This is a genomic window from Halolamina sp. C58 (assembly GCF_051195095.1).
Lineage (GTDB): Archaea > Halobacteriota > Halobacteria > Halobacteriales > Haloferacaceae > Halolamina.
The window spans coordinates 15,998-37,743 of sequence record NZ_JBNTJY010000004.1 but is presented as its reverse complement, the minus strand read 5'-3'; the positions used below and the strand labels follow the sequence as shown (position 1 = coordinate 37,743).

The following is a 21,746-nucleotide window of genomic DNA, read 5'->3' as shown; positions in this document are numbered from 1 at the left end:
ACGCACCGAGTCGCCAGCACCGGCTTCGTGCGCCGAGCATCACACCGCGTATTTTCGAGACACACCAATGCCACTGGACCAACTCGTCACACAGATCGAACAGGCGTTCGACCCGGCGCGTGAGTTCCTCGTACCGATCCTGTCGGACCCGATAGTTGTCGCCGTGTGGGTACTCCTCGTCGGCGCGTCCACCGGAACCCTCCTGTGGGATGTTCGGAACCGTAACCAGGCGCTGCCGTCGATGATGAAGGGTGTCTGGACGCTCGTCGTCCTCTACTCCGGGCCGCTCGGACTCGGACTCTACTGGTACGCGGGTCGAACCCAGATCAGCACCGACTCGCTGTGGCGGCGCAGCGTTCGCTCCACCGCACACTGCTACTCGGGCTGTGGCGCCGGCGAAGTCGTCGGCATCACGCTCGCGCAGGGGGTTCTCGCGCTGACGGTCGGGTGGGTCGCCGCCATCACGTTCGGGTTCGCGTATCTCTTTGGGTACGCGCTCACCGTTGGCCCACTGATGCAGGAGGGCGTCGCGTTCTGGGAGTCGATGAAGGACGCCCTCTACAGCGAGACGCCCACGATCACGATCATGGAAACCATCGCCATCGGCGCCGACCTCCTGCTCGCCTCGGAAGCCCACATGGGCGACATCCTGTTCTGGATGGCGCTGGCGTTTTCGCTGTCGCTGGGCTTCCTCGCCGCCTTCCCCGTGAACGTCGCCCTCGTAAAGTTCGGCGTCAAGGAGGGTATGCAGAACCCGGCCGAGATGTGAATCAGTTGTAGCTGGTACGGACCGTTCCCGTACTCGTCAGCGGAAAGCCTTCGTAGTCACATCCGATAGAGAGGAACGCCTCGATGACTCTTGCGTATCTCGTCACTGGTCTCGTCTTGCTCGTCCTCGCTGCCACCGACTTTCTCTGGACGACACTGTGGGTCGAAGGTGGTGCAGGCCCCCTCACGAGTCGAATGATGACGGGAGTGTGGGGCGGGCTTCGACGGGTCGGGCTCCGGCGCTCGTGGACGCGGACACTCGCAGGCCCGATGATCGTGCTGGTCGGACTCGTGATGTGGATCTCGTTACTCTGGGTCGGCTGGGCGCTCGTCTTCGCCGGTGGCGAGAACGCGCTGATAGATACCATCGACGGCAGTCCGATCTCGTGGGTCGAACGCTTCTACTTCGTCGGCTACTCGCTGTTCACGCTGGGGAACGGCGAGTTCGTCCCGAGAGATAGCGTCTGGCAGGTCACGACCGTGTTCACCACCGCGAGCGGAATGCTGTTGATAACCCTGAGCATCAGCTACGTCCTCTCGGTCCTCGACGCAGTAACACAGAAACGGTCGTTCGCGACCAGCATAAGCGGGCTCGGACTCCGGGGCGAAACCGTCGTAACGGAGAGTTGGGATGGGGACTCGTTCGACGGCGTCGAACTGTCGCTCAACACGTTCACCGCCGAACTGAACGAACTCACGACGAACCATAAAGCGTACCCGGTGCTTCACTACTTCTACACCGAACAGCGGGAAGCCGCTGCCGTTGTGAGTATCGTAGTCCTCGACGACGCGTTGACGCTCTGGCGATTCGGAGTTCCCGAGCAACACCAACCCAGTCAAGTCGTTCTCGTTAACGCCCGCGCTGCTCTCCAAAACTACCTCGAGACCCTCGGACATTCGTTCGCGACCGAATCCGATACGATCCCTCCGGATCCCGATCTCTCCGCGCTCCGTGAATCGGGCGTGCCAACGGTGTCCGACGAGGAGTTCAGTGAGGCTTTGAACGACCTGACCGCACGGCGACGAGCGTTACTCGGAGTGGTGGACGCCGACGCGCGTCAGTGGCCGGGAATTCACGAGAGCGAATGAGGAACTCCCGGACTAAACGGGGCGTACACCGGGTGGAACCGTATCTTCGAACAGGTGCTACCGAACGCACCACAGGGGACCACACTGTTCACGATCAAGGATGCCACGCTCACTGATCAGCCAGCTCGTCGCTCGGATATATCCGATAGGTTCGCCCCTGTCGTTCGCGGTACAGTAGCCCCCGCTTCTCGAGGGCGGTCACAGTCTGGCTCACCTTGCTCTTCGAGAACTCCGAGCGATCACGCAGTTCGATCTGTGTGAGACCGGGCGACGTGATGACTGGTTCGAGAATCCGACGCTCGTCCTCGGGGAGCAGGTCCAACACACGAGACCGCGGGTGGGCTTCGGGGTCGATTGCTTCGTCGTCGGAGGCGTCGACAGCCGATTCCTCCGGGCGCTCCACGGGAGCAGAATCGGATGGCTCGGATGACCGCCCCCCAGCGGGGTCAGATTCGGAGAGGTCCTCACGGACGGTGAGATACAGCCCTCCGACGACAGAAGCGACGAGAACGGTGCCGAGAACGTACCAGATCGGGTTCGTCCCGTGGACTGAGCCCATCGACGTGCCCATCATCGAGCCCATCATCTCGTCGAGTGCTCGCTGCTGTTGGTAGGCCTGCCAGCTGAGTGCCCCGCCGACGAGCAAAATGGCCGCTATGAGGACGCCGGCCACGCGGTCTGCTCGTCGACGATTCATCCCACCCACCCCCGTATCGTGTATCTCGCAATCATATCCACCTCTCGACTCGCACGGTCTGTAGCAGTTTTGATCCGGCTGTACAAGGCCAGTCAGGGGTAACACGAGAAGCGTGACACCAACGCGGAACAGCCCCTAGTGATCGTGGCTCTCTGAAGACGCTGCGTCGGCAATTCGTGGGCGTTCCCCTGCGAACTCCTGTGGGTCGTCTTCGAACGACCGCTTGCAGGTCTGTGAGCAGAAGTAGTACGTCTCCCCGTCGTGGGTGAGACTGGGGCCGCTGTCGTCAGTCTGCATCCCACAGACCGGATCACGGTACTCCCCGGGCGCGCCCAGTCCGCGTCGGTAGACGTACAGCAGGAACCCCGTGAGGGCGAACGCGATGAGGTTGAGATAGAACGTGTAGTTGAGTTTGAAGTACGTTTTCTCGATCGCTGTGTTTCCGCCGGTGAGGTTCGGAACGATACCGAGCGCGTTGAACAACACCTCCATGAGGAAGCCCGAAAACGCCATCGTGACGAAGAAGACGCCGAGGATGTACAGCATGACTTTCCAGCCGTAGTACTTCCGGTAGACGTTCAGCACGGGGATCGTGATGAGGTCGGCGTAGACGAACGCGATGACGCCGGCGAAGCCGACGCCACCACCCCAGAGCGCAACGGCGAAGGGAACGTTTCCGATACTCCCGACGAAACTGATGACGGCGATCGCCACGCCCATGACGGCGTTTTCAGCAGTCACGAGCAGGCCGTCGCCCTGGATGAACAGGGTGTTCCAGACCCACTGCGGGACGAACACGATGACGAACCCGGAGATGAGGAAGCCAGCGATAACGTCCTTCCAGATCATCGACCACTCCTTGCGGTACTGGTTCCCGATCTTGTACCACCCTCCCCACGACAGCAGTTCGTCGCGCCACCCGCCACTACTCGACATCTCCTGTCGATAGGTCTCTAGACAGCCCTCCGAGCAGAACTTCACCGTCTCACCGCCGTCAGTCACGAGCGAGTACTCGTCCTTGCCTTCCATCCCGCAGGTCGGATCTTCCATGGTTCCCTGCTCGTGTTCGCGCTGGATGAGTTCTTCACGAACGCTCTCGAAGAGGTTCTCCGGAAGCGTCAGGTGGACGATGAGCGCCATCACGGCAATGAGAATGACGCCACCGAGCAACTCGGCGAGGAGGAACTCCCAGCCCAGCAAGAGCAGAATCATCAGGCCGAGCTCGACGATGAGGTTCGTCGACGCGAACATGAACGCGAGGAAGTTCACCGTGTGGGCGCCCTTCTTGAACAGGCCTTTGCCGATGGCGACGGCGCCGAAGCTACAGCCACTGCTCGCGGCCCCGAACACCGTTGCCTTCGTAAGTCCACTCACGTCGCCCTCACCGAGAACCTTCGCCATTCGCTCTTTCGAGACGTACACCTGAACGAGACTCGTGATCGTGAGCCCCATGATGATTGCCCACGCGGCAGTCCAGAGGAAACCGAACCCTATCCGCAGTGATTCGAGAACGCCGTCGACAACTGGTGCCGGCATACGTAACCCATACACAGGCATCGACTTTATCGATTTCTCTTAGGAACCCAAAGAATCCAGAGGAATCTGCAGAAGATAGCCAAGTTCTCTTTCGTCGAGTTATCCCCCATCAGACGTGGGAAAGCAATCTCGTATCAGCCCGGATGAGGTGACGACGGTCTCCGACTCACGAACTAGTCAGCTATCACCTTCGATTCAAAAATAACCACCCTCCGAATACCGGACTGTCATAAGCACAATCGAGATAACTTAGGAATGTGTGATATCTTACTGGACCATGTCCACGACAGAAACACTCGACACGGAACTGTTCGGTCGCTCGGTCACGTTCGAATACTCCGAACATTGGGTCGGCTACTCGCTGTTCGTCCTCCGGATCGTCATGGGATGGACGCTTTTCCAGGGCGGTGTCACAAAGCTCGTCACGTATCTCGATACCGATCCGTCGAACAACTGGACCGCCGCCGGCTTCCTGACGAACGCCGTGCCCGCGGGGAACCCGCTGATGGGGCTCTGGGGGAGCATGGCCGGCAATCCGCTATCGACCAGCTGAACATGTGGGGGCTCATCCTGACCGGGTTGGCGCTCCTTCTCGGTGCGTTCGTCCGGTGGAGCGCGTTCTGGGGGGCAGTGATGATGCTGTTCTACTGGCTCGCAGCCCTCACCGGCGGACTGCTGGCTGGCCTACCGGTCGCCCACGGCTGGGTCGTCGACGACCACATCGTGTACGCCGTTCTCCTGTTCGGCCTGGGCGCGTTCGGTGCGGGTCGAATCCTCGGCGTCGACGGCTACCTCGAACGACTTGACGTAGTCCAATCCAATCCGTGGCTGCGCTACCTACTCGGGTGAACCCCCGAAAATGCGACTGGTGCGGTTGAAATTCTCCGGTAGTGGTTCGGTTTGATTGCTCTCGGGGGCTCGAATATCCAAGATGTCATCCATCAATTAGAAACGTCGACCGATCACAAACGCCACGACGCCAACGGGGATTGCGAAGAGGAGTGCCAACCAGACGCCATACAGGATACCTGAGTTCGGATGGCCGACATCGAAAATGATGTCAAACTCCAGTGCTGCGAGGGCAGGCAAAAAGGCGAGCAAGATGCTCGTGAGTAGTCCCTCGTTTTTACGAGCGTGGGCCGCCCCTAAGACAGCAGCTACGAGACTCAGTAAGAGTACGGCCACGATTCCAGAAAATAGCACTTGAGGGCCTCCGAATGTGTATCCAACGAATTTGAGGACGAAAACAACTAGCGAAATACCCGTCCCAATCAGAAGGTACCGCAGAGAAACCTGCCTCTCCTGTCCAAACGCAAGGCGTTTGGTATCAGTCATTACCATCTGCTTGGTCGTGAGGGAATAAGTAGGCAAGGGAGGCTCAAACTACTGATTGATACATCTGCAAAAGAGACGGAACACCTGGATTTTCTCAGACGCTCTTGTGGCGTAGATTGACTCTATGAAAATCCTGCTACTAAGCCCCTGGCGCGTGAATCAGAAGCAGGGGCTGAGTGAGATCGCGCACCAACAAGTGCAACAAGCACGTTAGATTGACCGATCCAAGCACCGTGACAGGATGAAGAAAATTGTGCCATAGAGCACGCATAGGTGTCTCTCTCATTCACGCGCACAGCCCCAACGGAGGCGTTCCATGTACCTCGGCATCGACACCCACAAACGGTAATCGCAGGTTGCCGTCGTCGACGGCGACGGCAACCTGCAAGAGGAGAGTCGCTTGCCAAACGATCGCCTTGCGGAACTCGCCGAACAGTACTCCGGTGCTGAAGCCGCTATCGAAGCATCCGGACACTATCGCCCGATCTACGAGATGCTCGACGAGCATCTCGATGTTACCCTCGTTAACCCATCAAAGAATCGGATTATCGCCGACGCGACGGTCAAAACCGATCGCGTTGATGCGAAACGGCTCGCACAGATGCTCCGGGCGGACATGCTCGCTGAGAGTTACGTGCCACCGGACGAGATCCGCACCCTGCGGGATCTCGTCCGGACGCGGAAATCACTCGTCGAAGCCCGGACAGCTGAGAAAAACCGCGTCAGAGCTGTCCTTACACGCACGAACAACACCTACGACAGCGAGTTGTTCGGCCCAACTGGACGAGAGTTCCTGGCGGAACTCTCGCTTAGTGACACTGACCGGACGATCATTGAAGCTCACCTCTCCGTGATTGATGAATACGACCAGCAAATCGAGGGGCTGGAAGAGAAGATCGAACGGAGGGTGCTGGAATCGCCAGCAGCCCAGCGGCTGCTGACGATTCCTGGAGTCGGACAGTATACAGCCGCCGTAATCGTCGCTGAGGTCGGTGAAAATAGACCGATTCGACGAGGACAAACAGCTCGTGAGTTACGCCGGGCTTGATCCGACGGTGCACCAATCTGGTGACAAAGAGATCCGTGGTGGGATCAGTAAAGAGGGCTCAGCGCCGTTGCGCTGGGCCCTCGTCCAGTGCGCCAACATTGCTGTCCGGTGTGATGAGTACTTTGGTAACTTCTACACACGACTGAAAGAGCGGAAGAACCACCAAATCGCTATCGTTGCAACGGCTCGGAAGATGTTGGTCTCGATCTTCCACATGCTCACGCGGAAGGAGCCATACGATCCACCGGGGGTGAGTGCCTGAGCGATTTGACCGATCGCTCAGGCACGGCTCGCGTTCGTCCGCACAGCGACCGCTACGGCGCTCACGAGATCCCCGCCTACCGGGATATGAACCTCTGTCAAATCACCGCTGTATAGCGATTTTCTTCCGTTGGTTCGGGTGAGCCAGAGGCCCACCCGAATAATTATCATCCCTCACCCGGTAATTCAGCGTGCAGGATTTTCATAGGTGTTGGTAGCGAACTTCCGTATCGGTCTGGGTCTGTCGGACCTTCAGTAGAAACGGTGGCACCCCTGTTTGACCCTGTCCAGAGCGAGCCACGGCTACGGCGAAATCACCTGAAGGCTCTCCACCAACAATCCTCTACCCAAGAGCGTTCTCAGAAATAGAGCCCGGGGCGTCCTCCGCTCAAGTGTCCACTTTCGAATTCTAACAAAAACCGCATTGAACGATGCCCACGTATCTCTAGCCATGAGCACGACGACCAACACTGCCGACCGTACCGAATCGTCTCCGGGACCAGTCCGTGAACTGAACGCGACTGCACTCGCCTCGGCCGGAGCCGTCGTAGCAGCAGCCGTGATGGTGCTGCTCGGCGTCTTCGGCGCCGTCGGCGTCTACGAGGGTGCCGTCCGCATGATGGAGCAGTGGCACCTGTTCTTCGAACCGACGGTCGTCGGCACGGTCGCGGGCGTGATTGAGGCGGTCATCATCACGTTCGCGTTCACCTACAGCGTCGCGTGGCTCTACAACGTGTTCGCCCGACGGTAGCGGCTGAATCGAGCCAGGACCAAGCCTCGTAGTATCGCCACAACAGCTACCAAAATCGGCAACACAACACATGTACGACCACATCCTCGTTCCGACGGACGGAAGCGACCACGTCGAACCGGCTGTCGAGTACACGCTCGATCTCGCACAGCACTACGACTGCACCGTTCACGCACTCCACGTCGTCGATAGCTCGCCGATCGAGCGTAAACTCGAGCTGACCGCCCTGGACGACGAGTCACTTCCCGAGTCGTGGCACGCCGCCGGCGACGACGCCACACAACGGGTCGCTGATCGGGCGATGACAGAGGGGTTCAGGCCGAGACGGAAGTTCGTCGCGGCATCCCCGCCCGCGAGATCGCATCGTACGTCGACGACAACGACATCGACCTCGTGAGCATGGGAACGCGCGGGCACACCGGCCTCGACCGCCTCCTCCTCGGTAGCGTCACGACGCGAGTCGTCCGAACTGTCGACGTTCCCGTACTCTGTGTCAACGCACATGAAGCCGACCACACGCCTGAACCGCAACAGTCCGTTCAGTTCGACGATATTCTCGTTCCGACCGACGGAACCAAACCGGCACAGGACGCCGTCGACCGAGCTCTCGATATCGCACGAGCCTACGATGCGACGCTGCATGGTCTCTCCGTCGTCGACCGCCGTGCCTATGCATCCCGCCCGGGGCGTACGTGGCCCGGCCTCCAGCAAGCAATGGAGAAACACGGGGAAACCGTCCTCGGAAACCTGCAAGCGAACGCTGAAGAAGCGAACGTACCAACAGTAACCGAGGTTCGACACGGCGTTCCACATCAGGCGATACTGGACTATGCAGCCAATACCGACGCGGATATCATCGTGATGGGAACACATGGCCGGTCCGGGCTGTCCAGACAAATCATCGGAAGCGTCACCGAACGGGTGCTCCGCAGCTCCGACGTGCCGGTGTTGACAACTCGACGTTCGGGATAGCCACGCGCTACAGTGCTGGTGCTACGCGACAAAGCTACTGTCCGACGGTAGTGGATTCCGGAATCGAGCGCTCGTCATCGCAAAAGCGATTACTGCCGGAGTGAGATCAACAAGACCAGAAAACCGAGCCCGATCGCAACCGACTCGATGATGTGAACGACGGCGAGGTCGAACCCGCCGAACTCGAATAGCACGCCCTCGATGAACACGCCAACGGTGATGATCCCGAACCCGAGCGTCGCGTTCCGCATGTACGGCGTGCCCGTCCGTCTGTACGCCTGGAGGCTGTAGTACGTGATAAGCACGCCGAGCACGAGCACGAGTAGTCGAACGAACACGAGGAGCATCGTCGTCGTATCGAACATTGATTATCCCTCCATCTCCGTCGAGCCACCGTACAGTGCGTACAGGATCGTGAGCATACCGACGGCGACGATGCCCGTGGCGATGGCCGCGGCGTCAGACAACGGGAGGCCCACCAAGTCAAACAGGATGCCTTCGATGACGGCGCCGAAACTGACGAACACGAAGCCGATAGCAACGTAGAGCATCGGCCGGCTGTGATTCCGACGGTAGCCCCGGTAGGCCTGATACGCGATCAGGAACCCGAGGAGCATCGTGACAAGCTTCGCGATGATGAGTTCAGTGTGCATGATTACTCGTTTCTCATTTCGTCCCAGATACGCGTGAAGCGGTCGGCGGCGTCCTTTCGCAGTTCGACGCGAACGTCGAAGCCCGACTCGAGAAGTTGGACATCGACGTGATCGAGCTGGGCCTCGTACTCGCTGTAGTGGTGGCCGTCCGGGTCGACGTGGGTGTGTTCGGTGAGCAGGTCGTGCTCCAACAGCGTGTCGACCCGGCGGGACACGGTCGCGACAGACATATCGCACTCATCGCTGAGCGCCTTCGCTGACAGTCGTTCCCGACGCGTCGCCTCGAGGATCGCGCGTGCATAGTCGTCGTCGAGGATGGCGAAGATCGCCGAGGTGTCCCGCTCCTCGCTCACAATACGCGTTTCTTCGGGGAAACATATAAAGAAACGCCGATTTGCTGACCCAGCAAATCTGCTCACCGGTCTATATGTCCCCGGTGTATAGGCTCACATGCAAGGTGACCGATGCTATGACCGACTCACTCACGCGTCGACGGATGCTCCAGTTGACCGGCGGTGCGGCAGCCGTCGGTCTCGCAGGCTGTACCGGCACGCAAAACGACAGCGGTGGGTCGACGAACGAGACGCCAACCGAGACCCAGCACGACGAAACGGAGTCGGGCCACAGCGACGAGGAGAGCGGTCACGGTGACGAAGAGGGCGGACACAGCCACGACGAGGCGGTCGGTGCGCCGACCGACAGCACCGAGGTGTCGATGATCACCGAGGACGGTAGCTATCACTTCGACCCCCACGTCGCGCGGGTCAACGTCGGCGGGACCGTCACGTTCGTCAACGAGAGCGGCAGCCACTCGGCGACGGCCTACCACTCCGACAACGACCAGCCCCAACTCGTCCCCGACGGCGCAGCCTCGTGGGACAGCGGCCTCCTGTCGAAGCAGGGGGCGACGTTCGAGCACACCTTCGAAACCGAAGGTGTCTACCACTACTACTGCACGCCCCACGAAACCCTCGGGATGATCGGTACCATCATCGTCGGCGAACCCGACGCCCACGGCCAGCCCGCACTCGAAGAGCCACCCACGGACAAGCCCGAACGCGTCCGCGAGAAACTCGCCGAACTCAACAAGAAAGTCAATACCGCACTCGGTCACGAACACGAGTGACCGGGTGTCCCTTCGTTCCCCGGTTGTAAGGTCATAACTGCTTTCTGTGGTCGAAAGGGTATGAGAACCGCATAGATGGGAAATGCAATAACGAGTCGCGTTTCCTGCCCGTTCCCGTCTGGGTGTTGATGGCCACGGTTGGAGTGCTCGGAGTCTCGGGCGTCGCCGGTGGTAGCCAGTCCGTGCTCACCCCGTTGGGCGACATCATCGGGCTCTCGGCCACACTCCTCCGTGGGTCGCCGTTCGAGAGCTTTCTGCTGCCCGGGTTACTCCTGTTCACGGTATTGTGAGTCTACCCGCTGGTTGTTTTGTATGGGCTTTACCGCAGCTCTCCGTGGGCGTGGCCGGCAGCCCTCTCCGTCGGCGCAGCCCTCATTATCTGGGTGCTCGTCGAAGGCGCCATCATCAGATTCGGGAAGCGGTTCCAGTATCCGCATCTGGTACAGGGAGTAGCTATCGTCGCGCTCTCTGCTTTCCTCGGTCCGAGCGTACCTCAGCCGATGAGATTGAACCCGACGTGCGCCAGCGCGAGAACGAGATATCCGACAACGAGCAACACCGCGGTTCGGCGGGAGAGTGTCGGAACGCCAACCTCGTCGGTCCCGTGAATCCGTTCCCCGAGGGCGTACGCGAATCGGCCGGCGAGCAGCGCGAACGGCAGGTGAACGAATAGTATCGGAAGGACCAACGAATCGAACTGGACAGCACTCTCGAAGCGCTTCAGGTATTCGAGTTTGAACACGACCTCGAGAACAGCGACGGTGAGCCCGGAGGTCACGGCGGCGAGGAACCCCTCGGTCTTCGAGAGGAGCTGTCCCCCCCGGTAGCTCCACGCGTAGAACGTAAGGATCAACGGAACGAGTCGGACGAACCCCTCCTCGACGAGCCCAACCAGCAGCGTCCACGTCGTGACTGGCGTCACCTGGAGCAAGGCGAGTTCGAACAAGTAGGCCAGCCAGACGCCGACACCGGTCACGACCGCGCTCAGGACCGCGATGCCGACGAGTGACCGATATCGGTGCGTCATAGTTCACAACTGGGCGCATCCAGACACTCGAAGAGCAACCGGGATAGGCCTACCCGTTCCGGAGCGACGCTTCACGCCGAAGAGCTTTATTATCGCGTGCCTGTTAGTCAATACCACGACGCTCGATCAGCCGCCGCGTGACACAGCACTATGCCCGACGATTCAACCGCCGCCGAAATCCCGTCCGAATCTGAGAGCGATATCATCGGACGTGTCGAAGAGACGGTTCTGTCACGGCGGGGGTTCCTCGCCGGACTTGGCATCGGTGGCGTCGGCGGTGCTGGGGCGGTGTTCGGACTGGCGCGCTCGGGGGAAGGATTCCAATCGCTGGCGACGCTTGCCGGCGGGGCAGCGCTTCCCGCTAGAGTCCGGTACTATCTCCCGGCAGTCGACGGATCAGACGACGGGCTCGTCGTCCCGGTCGAGTTCGAATTCTCGGAGGGAAACGGTGAGTTGTTCGTCGATCTGGCGGGCGTCGAAGTTCGCCACGATCTCCAACTCGCGCTTCGCGAGGCCATGGAGACGGCAACGCGGCTTACTGGCGGCTCGCTCGCCGATACGGCAACCCGTGTCACGTTCGAACCGCCGAACGCCGACGTTCTCGCACTCCGTGGTAAGAGCTGGGAGGCCGGACTCACGGTCGCCCTCGTCGCCGGCCTTCGCCAGCGGACACTCCCCCGAGAGACGCTCATCACGGGCATCGTCGACGACGAGGGGACGTTGCTCCCGGTCGGCGGGATCGAAGGGAAAGCCCGTGCAGCGAGAGCGTTCGGCGCGAGGGAACTGCTCGTCCCCGAGGGCGACCCTTCGGACGTGGCGGTTCAGGGAATTTGCGTCGTCGAGGCCGCGTCGATCACGGATGCACTCGACCGCCTCCAGTGACCGACGAGGACGTCTTCTTCGACACGACCCGCGATTCCGAGTGCAAGGGAACCAGCCTTTGGCTTTTTCATCTCTGCGATGGAACGGGACAATATGGGACAGACTCGATCCGATTTCACGTTGCGCGTCGAGAAAATCGCTGATGAGACGGTTGGGCAGGTCGCTCCGGACACGATGATTGCCGAGGTTGCCCAAACGATGGTCACCCAGAGCCGGTGTGCACGCTGCGCCGTTGTGGAAGAGGACGACCAACTCGTCGGCATCATCACTGACCGAGATCTAATCGCCGCACTCCTTACGGACGACAGCGAATTCAACGTCCTCACAGCCAAACGAGACGGCACAGAGGTCTGTGCCGAGGATGTGATGACACCGGACCCGCTTACCGTCTCCCCCGATGCAGAGGTACCGAGAGTCCTCCGGCAGATGAATCAGGCAACAGCTCGACACGTTCCGGTTGTCGAAGACGAATCGGTCGTTGGGATAGTGACGCTCGACAGTCTCATCACCCATCTCGCGGGCGAGGCAGCCCACGTTTCCGCGCAGATGGATAACCTGTCTGGCATCATCCGATCGGAATCACAATCAAACTGAGAGAGATAGCTGGATTTCCGGATACGAGGCGCTCTCAGTGGGCAAATAGCCCGCTTTTCTGATAGAGAAGTGATTCAGTATTCACACCGATTGACCGACCGTTTGCTAGTCGCTGACTTCGGTTTTCACGACGGTCGCTGGGCGGGTGGTTAATCGAAGGACGCGGTCCGTGACGCTCCCGAGCAAGGCGCGGTATTCGTCCGGTCGCCGTTTGGTTCCGAGCACGAGCAAGTCCAGATCGTGATCGTCTGCGTACTCCACGATGGTCTCGGCGGGGCGACCGTGGCGCATCGTCGTCTCGACAGCAGTGCCAGCCTCCGATGCTCGGTGACAGAGGTCCGAAAGCGTCTCCTCTCCGAGTTCTTCGAGTCCGTGTTCGGGGCCTTCAGCCTCATCGACGTACTCGTCACCGCTGTACGCAGTCACGACATCCTCATCGACGACGTAGAGCACGTGGAGAACAGCGTCGTGAGTTGCTGCGAGGTCAAGCGCGTGCGACTCAGCCCGGTCAGACGCGACCGCACCGTCCGTCGAAAGCAGAATCCGGTCGTACATACACTCAGATGTCACACTCGGAGACAATAAATCAGCTTCTGATTCTCAACGCTCAAGAGACAGGTGAGTTCAGGACAGTCAGTTATTATTAATTGACATACATATCACCATCCGAACCGAGGACACAGATATCGGGGACTGACCGCGCGGGCAGTTCCCGCTGTCGACGCGCTTCGCGGAGCAGGGGCGCCGACGAGAAGACCGATCGCTCATCATACCGTTTGGCCTCCAGCAGCGGTGTATCACACTGGTCGGCTGAATAAGTCATCTATACGATCGTGAAAAGCCGTGATCGAGGTCATTTGACTGAGATCCGGGCACCCCCACGACAGCAGTGTCAGCGGCTGTGATCGGATATCCGTCTTCCTCTCGACGCTCGCTTTCGAATCGTAACGGCAATCGTATTGAACGATGCCCACGTATCTGAGAATATGGGTAAAGACATAGCTAAACCTGCTCCGTTCGACGCGATCCGCGAGTTCGAGTTCGACGGCACCGCCTACAAGATGGCGGACCTCACCGCCCTCGAAGACGAAGGACTCTGTGAACTCGACCGCCTCCCCGTCAGCATCCGCGTCCTCCTCGAATCCGTCCTCCGCAACGTCGACGGCGAGACCATCACCGCCGAGGACGTTCGCAACGCTGCCTCGTGGGAACCAGACGTCCCGGATGCCGAACTCCCCTTTACGCCCTCGCGAGTGGTCCTGCAGGACCTCACCGGCGTCCCCGCCGTCGTCGACCTCGCGGCGCTCCGGTCGGCCGTCGACAGGAAAGGGAAAGAGCCGGGCATCGTCGAACCCGAGGTGCCCATCGACCTCGTCATCGACCATTCGGTGCAGGTCGACTACTTCGGCTCGGAGGACGCCTACGAGAAGAACGTCGAACTGGAGTACGAGCGCAACGGCGAGCGGTATCGCGCCCTCAAGTGGGCCCAGCAGGCGTTCGACGACTTCAGCGTCGTCCCGCCGGGCACCGGCATCGTCCACCAAGTGAACCTCGAATATCTGGGTCAGGTCGTCCACGCCCGCGAGCGGAACGGCGAGAACTGGCTCCTGCCGGACACACTCGTCGGGACGGACAGCCACACGCCGATGATCGGTGGCATCGGCGTCGTCGGCTGGGGCGTCGGCGGCATCGAAGCCGAAGCCGCCATGCTCGGCCAACCCATCACGATGAAACTGCCCGAAGTCGTCGGCGTCCGACTGACGGGCGAACTCCCCGAGGGTGCGACCGCGACCGACCTCGTCCTCCACGTCACCGAGCAACTCCGCGAGGCCGGCGTGGTCGACCGCTTCGTCGAGTTCTTCGGCCCCGGCGTGGCAAACCTCACTGTCCCCGACCGGGCGACCATCGCGAACATGGCTCCCGAGCAGGGCTCAACCATTTCGATGTTCGGCGTCGACGAGGCAACCCTCGACTACCTCAAACTCACGGGACGGGACGACGACCACATCGAACTCGTCCGCGAATATCTGGAGGCACAGGGGCTGTTCGGCGAGCAGAACCCCGAGTACACCGAAACAGTCGAACTGGACCTCTCGACGATCACGCCCAGCCTCGCCGGGCCGAAACGCCCGCAGGACCGCGTCCCGATGGAGAACATGAAGCCGCACTTCCGAGAGCTGGTCCACGGCGAGTTCGAGGACGAACTCCACGAGATAGACGAGGACGCGCTCACGCGCTGGCTCGGCGAGAGTAGCGCCGAGGACGACCGCCCCGACGCCGACCTTCCGGAGCCTGACGTGGGCAATCTGAACGACACGGTCGGGGTCGACCTCGACGGTGAGACGACCGAAATCAGGCACGGGAGCGTCGTCGTCAGCGCCATTACCAGCTGTACGAACACGTCGAATCCCTCGGTGATGCTCGCTGCCGGGCTACTCGCTCGCAACGCCGTCGAGCGCGGTCTCGACGTTCCCGAGTACGTCAAGACCAGCCTCGCGCCCGGCAGCCGCGTCGTCACGGAATATCTCGAAGCCTCGGGGCTGCTGCCGTATCTCGAAGACCTCGGCTACAACGTCGTCGGCTACGGCTGTACGACCTGCATCGGGAACGCCGGCCCGCTCCCCGAACCCATCGAGCGGGCCATCGACGCCGAGGACCTCTGGACGGCGAGCGTCCTCTCGGGCAACCGGAACTTCGAAGCGCGTATCCACCCGAAGGTCAGAGCGAACTACCTCGCCAGCCCGCCGCTCGTCGTCGCCTACGGGCTCGCCGGGCGGATGGACATCGACCTCGATACGGACCCGCTCGGCACCGACGAGGACGGCGAGCCGGTCTATCTGTCCGACATCTGGCCCGACGCCGACGAGATTCACACGGCGGTCTACGACAGCGTCGACGCCTCGATGTTCGAGGAGAAGTACGCCGAAGTGTTCGAGGGCGACGACCGCTGGGAGGCCCTCGACGCCCCGACCGGCGACGTCTACGAGTGGGACGACAACTCGACGTACATCCGCGAGCCGCCGTTCTTCAAAGACTTCCCGCTGGAGGAACCCGGCGTCAGCGACATCGCCGACGCTCGCAGCCTGATGCTGCTCGGGGACACCGTCACGACCGACCACATCAGTCCGGCCGGGCCGTTCTCTCGGGAGCAGCCCGCCGGCGAGTGGCTCGTCGAGCAGGGCGTCGAACCCCACGAGTTCAACACCTACGGCGCACGCCGGGGGAACCACGAAGTGATGATGCGCGGTACGTTCGCCAACGTTCGTATCGAGAACGAGATGCTCGACGACGTCGAAGGCGGCTACACGGTTCACCAGCCCACGGGCGAGGATAGCGAGGTGCGGAGCACCTCGGACCAGTCGAGCGGCGACGGCGAGGAGCCGCGAGACGTGACGACCGTCTTCGAGGCGAGCCAACGCTACCGCGAGGACGACACGCCGCTCGTCGTGTTCGCCGGCGAGGAACTCGGCACTGGGTCGAGCCGCGACTGGGCCGCGAAGGGAACGGACCTCCTGGGGGTTCGGGCGACCATCGCGGAGAGTTACGAGCGTATTTTCCGTGACAACCTCGTCGGCATGGGCGTTCTCCCGCTCCAGTTCGCCGACGGCGACTCCTGGGAGTCGCTCGGACTGGACGGCTCCGAACACGTCGCGGTTCGTGGCCTCGACGACGGGCTTGATGTGAACGAAGAACTCACTGCCGTCGCCGAACGCGCCGACGGGTCGACCGTCGAGTTCCCGGTCACCGCACAGGTCGGCACGCCCGCCGCCGTCCGCTACGTCGAGAACGGCGGCATCCTACACCTCGTACTCCGTCGCTTGCTTACCGAGGAATAGCCGCGTCCGAGCCCGATTTGCTGACTCAGCAAATCAACTCTCGGGTATATCGTCTCTGCGACCCTACTGATACCTGTAGGTGAACTAACTATGGCAACTCTCAACCCCGGCGTCAACGAACTCGAAAGCAAGATCGGCGGATACACGGTTCGCGGTCGAGCACACAGTCTCTCGGCGTGGTTCGTGCTCGCACTCCGGCTCATGATGGGGTACGCGTTCGCGTACTCCGGGTTCACGAAGATCGTCGCCGCCGAACCGTTCGCGGCCGGCGGCTACTTGACGAACGTCGCCGCGACCAACGGTAACCCGCTCGCCGGGCTCTTCGCTTGGATGGGGAGCACTCCGTGGTTCGTCGAGTTCGCGAACGTCGCCGTCCCGTGGGGCGAGTTGTTCATCGGTCTCGGACTGCTCGTCGGCGCGCTTGTCCGCCTCGCGGCGTTCTTCGGCGCGCTCATGATGGCGATGTTCTACTTCGGCAACTGGGAGACCGCCCACGGCCTCATCAACGGCGACTTCGCGTACATGCTCGTGTTCCTCGCGGTCGCGGCGTTCGCAGCCGGCCGTATCCTCGGGCTCGACGCGTACATCGAACAGTACGAGATCGGCGGCCAGGCGCTCGTCGAGCGCTACCCCCGTCTCGAGTACATCCTCGGCTAACCACATCGAACTACCCACAAACACACGCCTATGCAAAACCCAATTCGAACCCGTAACATCCGCTCGCTATCACTCGTCGTGATTGGAGCGTTCACACTAGCAATCATCGCGGGCATAGCTCTAACGCCCGCGGCAGTTCCCGGCGTACAGATGTGGCACTACGACGGAATGTGGACTGATGGTCACATGCTCGGCTGGGGTATGTGGGGCTGGGGAATGATGCTGTTCGGCATCGTCTGGATGGCGTTCCTCATCGGCATTCCACTCTATCTCGTCTCCCGGTTCACGAACCGGACACAGCTAGGCGGAGAGAGACAGAGCGATGACCGCGCGCTCGAAGTCCTCCATGAGCAGTACGCCCGCGGAGAAATCGACGAGGAAGAGTTCGAGCGTCGTCGGTCTCGCCTCTCGTAGTCGCTGTTTCTGGGAGTCAAGTCATGTCAGATGCTGCGGCGGGTATATCGAACCGATCAGTCGCCACTCGTTGGAAGGGGAATAATATACGATGCGATGACAAACACCAATCAATGACCAATCACGACAATCACAGCCCTGAGGACGCACAATCACCGGAACAGTACGAAGGAATGCCGAGTTGTTGCCGTATATGTCAGCTAAAGGGTGAGAAGGTGACAGACGGATCGGGGCCTGATTCATCTCCCTCAGATCCAACACACGGCTCACAGGAGGGGACTCACGAGACACACCAAGAGGGAGAGAAGGCAGAGGAGACATCGCGAAGAAACAGTTCCGGACAAGAATCCGAAGCTGGTCACGACCAGCATCACGGTGGGCATGAACATACTCCCGGCGCGTCCGGCCACGACGATGGCCACGGCGCGCACACGGATCACTCCGGCCATGAACAGATGTTCCGTCGGCGCTTTTGGATGTCGCTCGTCCTCTCGGTTCCGGTCATCATCTTCAGCGAGTTCATTCAGGATGTCGTCGGCTACACGACGCCGGCGTTCCCTGGCAGTAGCCTGATCGTTCCCGTTCTCTCGGTGATCGTCTTCGCCTACGGTGGCGTACCGTTTCTCTCGATGGCGCGGACGGAACTCGAGAATCGCGAGCCGGGAATGATGATGCTCATCTCACTTGCGATTACGGTCGCGTTCGTCTACTCTATGGCGAGCCTGTTCCTCCCGGGGACGACGCCGTTCTTCTGGGAACTCGTCACGCTGATCGACATCATGCTGCTGGGCCACTGGGTGGAAATGCGGTCGGTCCGGCAGGCCTCGGGCGCGCTCGACGAACTGGCCAAACTCATGCCCGATACCGCAGAGCGCGTCACCGAGAGCGGCGACACGGAGGAAGTCCCCGTCTCCGAACTCGGTGAAGGCGACGTCGTCCTCGTTCGCCCGGGAGCATCCGTCCCTGCTGACGGTGAAGTCGTCGAGGGCGAGTCGTCGGTCGACGAGTCGATGATCACCGGTGAATCTCGATCGGTCGGCAAGGAACCCGGTTCGGAGGTCGTCGCCGGCACGGTGAACCAGGACGGGAGTCTTCGCGTGCAGGTGACGAAGACGGGCGACGAGACGACGCTGGCGGGCATCATGCGGCTCGTCGACGAGGCCCAGCAGTCCAAATCCCGCACCCAGTTGCTCGCCGACCGTGCTGCCGGCTGGCTGTTCTACGTCGCACTCGGCGTCGCGGCGCTCACCGCCGTCGCGTGGGTCGTCGCGGTCGGCTTCGAGATCGCGGTGCTCGAACGCGTCGTTACCGTCCTCGTCATCGCGTGCCCGCACGCACTCGGGCTGGCCGTCCCGCTCGTCGTCGCGATCAATACGTCGACCGCGGCGCAAAACGGGATGCTGATCCGCGACCGCATCGCCATGGAGGAATCCCGGAACCTCGATACGATCATTTTCGACAAGACGGGCACGCTGACGAAGGGTGAACAGGGCGTCGTCGATGTGGCAACCGTCGAGAGCGTCGACGAGGACGAAGCACTCGCATTGGCGGCGGCCGTCGAAGGCGATTCCGAGCATATGATTGCCCGGGCTATCCGGGAGGCGGCCGACGAACGCGGTGTCACGGCACGGAACTCGACCGACTTCGAGGCGCTCAAAGGACGCGGCGTGCGTGCGACAGTCGACGGTGAAACGGTCTACGTTGGCGGTCCGAATCTCCTCTCGCAGATCGAGAGCGATGTTCCGTCTGCACTCGCGACGTTCGCAGAACAGGCCGGGGAGAACGCACAGACAGTGGTCTACCTCGTCCGTGGTGGCGAACTCATCGCTGCGTTCGCCCTCGCCGATGTCGTTCGAGAGGAGAGCTATCAGGTGGTCGACGCACTCCACGAACTCGGTATCGAGGTGGCGATGCTAACCGGTGATTCCGAGGACGTCGCGAACGCCGTCGCTGACGACCTCGGTATCGATACGGTATTCGCGGAGGTGCTACCCGAGGACAAGGACAAGAAGGTGACTGAACTTCAAGAGCAGGGGAAGATGGTCGCGATGGTCGGTGACGGCGTCAACGACGCACCCGCACTCACGAGAGCCGATGTCGGCATCGCCATCGGCTCCGGAACCGATGTCGCCATCGAGTCGGGAGACATCATCCTCGTCGAGAACAACCCGCTCGACGTAGTCCGATTGATCCGGCTCTCGAAGGCGAGCTACCGGAAGATGCAGGAGAACCTCGTCTGGGCGACCGGGTACAACGTCTTCGCACTCCCGCTCGCAGCCGGGGTGCTGGCACCGATCGGAATTCTGCTCTCGCCAGCTGTTGGGGCAGTGTTAATGTCGCTCTCGACGATCATCGTGGCGGTCAATGCGCGCCGGCTCGGTAGCGTGGATCTGGCTGTATCCGCTGACAACTAGAACTCGAAAGCCATCGCAGTCGTACGACTGGAACGTATATATACTTCCACCGAAGGTACGATACACCGTTCCCAGGTTCGAGAAGACTGTGCCAAGCACCGTTTTGCTTGCGAGAGATACCGGCCAAGTGGTAGTGAGCGTCCTGACGGGAACGGACACCCCGATTCGAGCGATATTGTGGAACAGCGTTCTGTTCTCTGAATCCTCTCGCATTCGATCCTCTTCCGGACAGATCGGCAGTCGTTATCGCTCCGAGGGAATTCGCCTAAACGTTTTTGCACACATCGGACAACGAACTACGCATGAGGAAGACTGAACAACTCGCGACGTTTACGGCCGACATCGCGTTCGAGGACATTCCCGAGGACGCCGTCGATGAACTGAAAAAGCGCGTGTTAGACTCGATCGGAATCGCCGTCGGCGCGATGGACGCGGAGACGCCCAACGCGATCGGCACGACGGTCACCGAGTTCGACCGCTCGGGTCCGTGCCGACTGTGGGGGATCGAGAATCACGTCGCCCCCGAACAGGCCGCGATGTACAACACGTCGCTAACCCGCTATCTGGACTTCATGGACTCGTTTCTGGCCCCCGGCGAGACCCCCCACCCGAGCGACAACATCGGCGCCTGCGTCGCGGCCGCAGAAAGTGAAGAGGCCACCGGGCAGGAACTGCTGGAGGCGATCGGCGTCGCGTACGAGATCCAGGGCGAACTCGCCTGGAACGCCCCAGTCCGCGATCGAGGCTGGGACCACGTTACCCACACCGTCATCACCGCAGCCTGCGGTGCGGGGAAAGCACTCGGGCTGACCCATGAGCAGTTACAGGACGCCATCGGCATCGCTGGGACCGCCCACAACGCCCTGCGGGTCACCCGCACCGGAGGGATCAACGAGTGGAAGGGTGTCGCCTCGGCCAACGCCGCACGCAACGGCGTCTACGCGTGTTTGCTGGCCCGCAACGGGATGGAAGGGCCACGTGATCTCTTCGAGGGGCAAAAAGGGTGGCAACAGGTGATCGCCGACGACTTCGAGATGGAGTGCTCGACGGAGATCGACCGCGTCCACGACGTGATGACCAAACGCTACGTCGCCGAGACGTACGCCCAATCGGCCGTCGAAGGGATCATCGAACTCGCCGAGACCCACGACCTCACTGGAGACGAGGTCGCGCGGATTCATCTCGATACCTTCCACGGTGCGAAGCTCATCATCGGCGGCGGCGAAGGGAACCGACACGAGGTAGAAACCAAAGCCCAGGCCGACCACTCGCTCCCCTATATGCTCGCGGCGGCACTGCTCGACCGCGAACTGACTAACGAAGCCTACGACCCCGAACGTATCCAATCCGATGATGTCCAGCGCCTTCTCCGGCGAGTCGAGGTCACGGAAGACGAGACGTTGACCGAACGGTTCGAAGGAGGCGAGATGCCCGCCGCGATCGATGTCGAACTCGAAAACGGAACCGTCCATCACGTCGAGAAGGACGCGTTCAACGGCCATCCGAACAGCTCGATGAGCTGGGCACAGGTCGAGGAGAAGTTCGTGACGATGACTGCCGACCGGTACGACGAGGGCCACCGCGAGGAGATCGTCGACGTCGTTCGAAACCTCGAGAATCACGATGTCACGACGCTAACGGCACTGATCGAGTGATTATGCCGTATTCGGGCAACGAGGGCACGGC

The 21,746-nt window shown here is 61.1% G+C and carries 22 protein-coding genes and 2 pseudogenes; 16 read left to right on the top strand and 8 right to left on the bottom strand.

Annotation, left to right across the window (positions count from 1 at the left end; genetic code table 11):
- Positions 1–67 precede the first annotated feature (67 nt).
- Both ACQUSM_RS15355 and ACQUSM_RS15350 read left to right on the top strand, forming a co-directional pair.
- Positions 68–769 (top strand): DUF4396 domain-containing protein, encoded by a 702-nt coding sequence (locus ACQUSM_RS15355; protein WP_435119985.1) that lies wholly within the window; start codon positions 68–70, stop codon positions 767–769.
- Positions 770–1,038: 269 nt separating this feature from the next.
- Entirely contained in the window at positions 1,039–1,857 is an 819-nt protein-coding gene (locus ACQUSM_RS15350) for a potassium channel family protein (protein ID WP_435119984.1), read from the top strand.
- 109 nt (positions 1,858–1,966) lie between these two features.
- On the opposite strand, the gene ACQUSM_RS15345 is transcribed toward ACQUSM_RS15350, so the two are convergent.
- Positions 1,967–2,554, bottom strand: a complete 588-nt coding sequence (locus tag ACQUSM_RS15345; RefSeq protein WP_435119982.1) for a helix-turn-helix transcriptional regulator — start codon at positions 2,552–2,554, stop codon at positions 1,967–1,969.
- A 135-nt stretch (positions 2,555–2,689) separates the two neighbouring features.
- Positions 2,690–4,090, bottom strand: coding sequence for a permease (locus ACQUSM_RS15340; protein ID WP_435119980.1), 1,401 nt, complete (start codon positions 4,088–4,090; stop codon positions 2,690–2,692).
- A 277-nt stretch (positions 4,091–4,367) separates the two neighbouring features.
- Here ACQUSM_RS15340 and ACQUSM_RS15335 point away from each other — a divergent pair.
- Positions 4,368–4,939, top strand: a pseudogene (locus ACQUSM_RS15335) (DoxX family membrane protein).
- 96 nt (positions 4,940–5,035) lie between these two features.
- Here the strand turns inward: ACQUSM_RS15335 and ACQUSM_RS15330 are convergent.
- Positions 5,036–5,425, bottom strand: coding sequence for a hypothetical protein (locus ACQUSM_RS15330; protein ID WP_435119978.1), 390 nt, complete (start codon positions 5,423–5,425; stop codon positions 5,036–5,038).
- A gap of 316 nt (positions 5,426–5,741) precedes the next feature.
- Here ACQUSM_RS15330 and ACQUSM_RS15325 point away from each other — a divergent pair.
- The 4 genes and pseudogenes from ACQUSM_RS15325 (at position 5,742) to ACQUSM_RS15310 (ending at position 8,457) form a co-directional block, all read left to right on the top strand.
- A pseudogene (locus ACQUSM_RS15325) lies at positions 5,742–6,735 on the top strand (IS110 family transposase).
- Between the two features lie 450 nt (positions 6,736–7,185).
- Entirely contained in the window at positions 7,186–7,485 is a 300-nt protein-coding gene (locus ACQUSM_RS15320; protein ID WP_435119977.1) for a hypothetical protein, read from the top strand.
- 70 nt (positions 7,486–7,555) lie between these two features.
- Positions 7,556–7,882 (top strand): universal stress protein, encoded by a 327-nt coding sequence (locus tag ACQUSM_RS15315; RefSeq protein ID WP_435119975.1) that lies wholly within the window; start codon positions 7,556–7,558, stop codon positions 7,880–7,882.
- Positions 7,828–8,457, top strand: a complete 630-nt coding sequence (locus tag ACQUSM_RS15310) for a universal stress protein (protein ID WP_435120084.1) — start codon at positions 7,828–7,830, stop codon at positions 8,455–8,457. The genes ACQUSM_RS15315 and ACQUSM_RS15310 overlap by 55 nt, the downstream gene beginning before the upstream one ends.
- An 89-nt stretch (positions 8,458–8,546) precedes the next feature.
- On the opposite strand, the gene ACQUSM_RS15305 is transcribed toward ACQUSM_RS15310, so the two are convergent.
- Genes ACQUSM_RS15305 through ACQUSM_RS15295 form a run of 3 tightly spaced genes read right to left on the bottom strand, consistent with a single transcriptional unit; the run spans position 8,547 to position 9,463 of the window.
- Positions 8,547–8,822: a DUF7521 family protein gene (locus ACQUSM_RS15305; protein WP_435119973.1), complete on the bottom strand. Its 276-nt coding sequence runs from the start codon at positions 8,820–8,822 to the stop codon at positions 8,547–8,549.
- A gap of 3 nt (positions 8,823–8,825) precedes the next feature.
- Positions 8,826–9,110: a DUF7521 family protein gene (locus tag ACQUSM_RS15300; protein ID WP_435119972.1), complete on the bottom strand. Its 285-nt coding sequence runs from the start codon at positions 9,108–9,110 to the stop codon at positions 8,826–8,828.
- A gap of 2 nt (positions 9,111–9,112) precedes the next feature.
- Positions 9,113–9,463, bottom strand: a complete 351-nt coding sequence (locus tag ACQUSM_RS15295) for a helix-turn-helix domain-containing protein (protein ID WP_435119971.1) — start codon at positions 9,461–9,463, stop codon at positions 9,113–9,115.
- A 116-nt stretch (positions 9,464–9,579) separates the two neighbouring features.
- Here ACQUSM_RS15295 and ACQUSM_RS15290 point away from each other — a divergent pair, with 116 nt between their 5' ends.
- Positions 9,580–10,236, top strand: a complete 657-nt coding sequence (locus ACQUSM_RS15290) for a cupredoxin domain-containing protein (protein ID WP_435119970.1) — start codon at positions 9,580–9,582, stop codon at positions 10,234–10,236.
- A gap of 128 nt (positions 10,237–10,364) precedes the next feature.
- The gene (locus ACQUSM_RS15285) at positions 10,365–10,526 is read left to right on the top strand and encodes a hypothetical protein (RefSeq protein WP_435119968.1); all 162 of its coding nucleotides are present in this window, start codon (positions 10,365–10,367) and stop codon (positions 10,524–10,526) included.
- Positions 10,527–10,729: 203 nt separating this feature from the next.
- Here the strand turns inward: ACQUSM_RS15285 and ACQUSM_RS15280 are convergent, their stop codons facing one another.
- Positions 10,730–11,212 (bottom strand): hypothetical protein, encoded by a 483-nt coding sequence (locus ACQUSM_RS15280; protein WP_435119966.1) that lies wholly within the window; start codon positions 11,210–11,212, stop codon positions 10,730–10,732.
- Between the two features lie 201 nt (positions 11,213–11,413).
- Here ACQUSM_RS15280 and ACQUSM_RS15275 point away from each other — a divergent pair, with 201 nt between their 5' ends.
- Together ACQUSM_RS15275 and ACQUSM_RS15270 are read left to right on the top strand one after the other, a co-directional pair.
- Positions 11,414–12,145: a S16 family serine protease gene (locus tag ACQUSM_RS15275; protein ID WP_435119965.1), complete on the top strand. Its 732-nt coding sequence runs from the start codon at positions 11,414–11,416 to the stop codon at positions 12,143–12,145.
- 93 nt (positions 12,146–12,238) lie between these two features.
- Positions 12,239–12,739, top strand: a complete 501-nt coding sequence (locus tag ACQUSM_RS15270; protein ID WP_435119963.1) for a CBS domain-containing protein — start codon at positions 12,239–12,241, stop codon at positions 12,737–12,739.
- 105 nt (positions 12,740–12,844) lie between these two features.
- Here the strand turns inward: ACQUSM_RS15270 and ACQUSM_RS15265 are convergent, their stop codons facing one another.
- On the bottom strand, positions 12,845–13,294 hold the full coding sequence (locus ACQUSM_RS15265) for a universal stress protein (RefSeq protein WP_435119961.1): 450 nt from the start codon (positions 13,292–13,294) through the stop codon (positions 12,845–12,847).
- Between the two features lie 431 nt (positions 13,295–13,725).
- Between ACQUSM_RS15265 and acnA the strand changes: the two genes are divergently transcribed.
- From acnA to ACQUSM_RS15240, 5 genes are all read left to right on the top strand, one after another.
- The gene (gene acnA, locus ACQUSM_RS15260) at positions 13,726–16,575 is read left to right on the top strand and encodes an aconitate hydratase AcnA (protein WP_435119959.1); all 2,850 of its coding nucleotides are present in this window, start codon (positions 13,726–13,728) and stop codon (positions 16,573–16,575) included.
- A 90-nt stretch (positions 16,576–16,665) separates the two neighbouring features.
- Positions 16,666–17,232 carry a DoxX family protein gene (locus ACQUSM_RS15255; protein WP_435119957.1) on the top strand — a complete coding sequence of 189 codons (567 nt, stop codon included), beginning with the start codon at positions 16,666–16,668 and terminating at the stop codon, positions 17,230–17,232.
- Positions 17,233–17,382: 150 nt separating this feature from the next.
- Positions 17,383–17,646: an SHOCT domain-containing protein gene (locus ACQUSM_RS15250; RefSeq protein ID WP_435119956.1), complete on the top strand. Its 264-nt coding sequence runs from the start codon at positions 17,383–17,385 to the stop codon at positions 17,644–17,646.
- 113 nt (positions 17,647–17,759) lie between these two features.
- Positions 17,760–20,060, top strand: coding sequence for a heavy metal translocating P-type ATPase (locus tag ACQUSM_RS15245; RefSeq protein WP_435119954.1), 2,301 nt, complete (start codon positions 17,760–17,762; stop codon positions 20,058–20,060).
- A gap of 302 nt (positions 20,061–20,362) precedes the next feature.
- Positions 20,363–21,715 carry an MmgE/PrpD family protein gene (locus ACQUSM_RS15240; RefSeq protein ID WP_435119952.1) on the top strand — a complete coding sequence of 451 codons (1,353 nt, stop codon included), beginning with the start codon at positions 20,363–20,365 and terminating at the stop codon, positions 21,713–21,715.
- Positions 21,716–21,746: the final 31 nt, after the last annotated feature.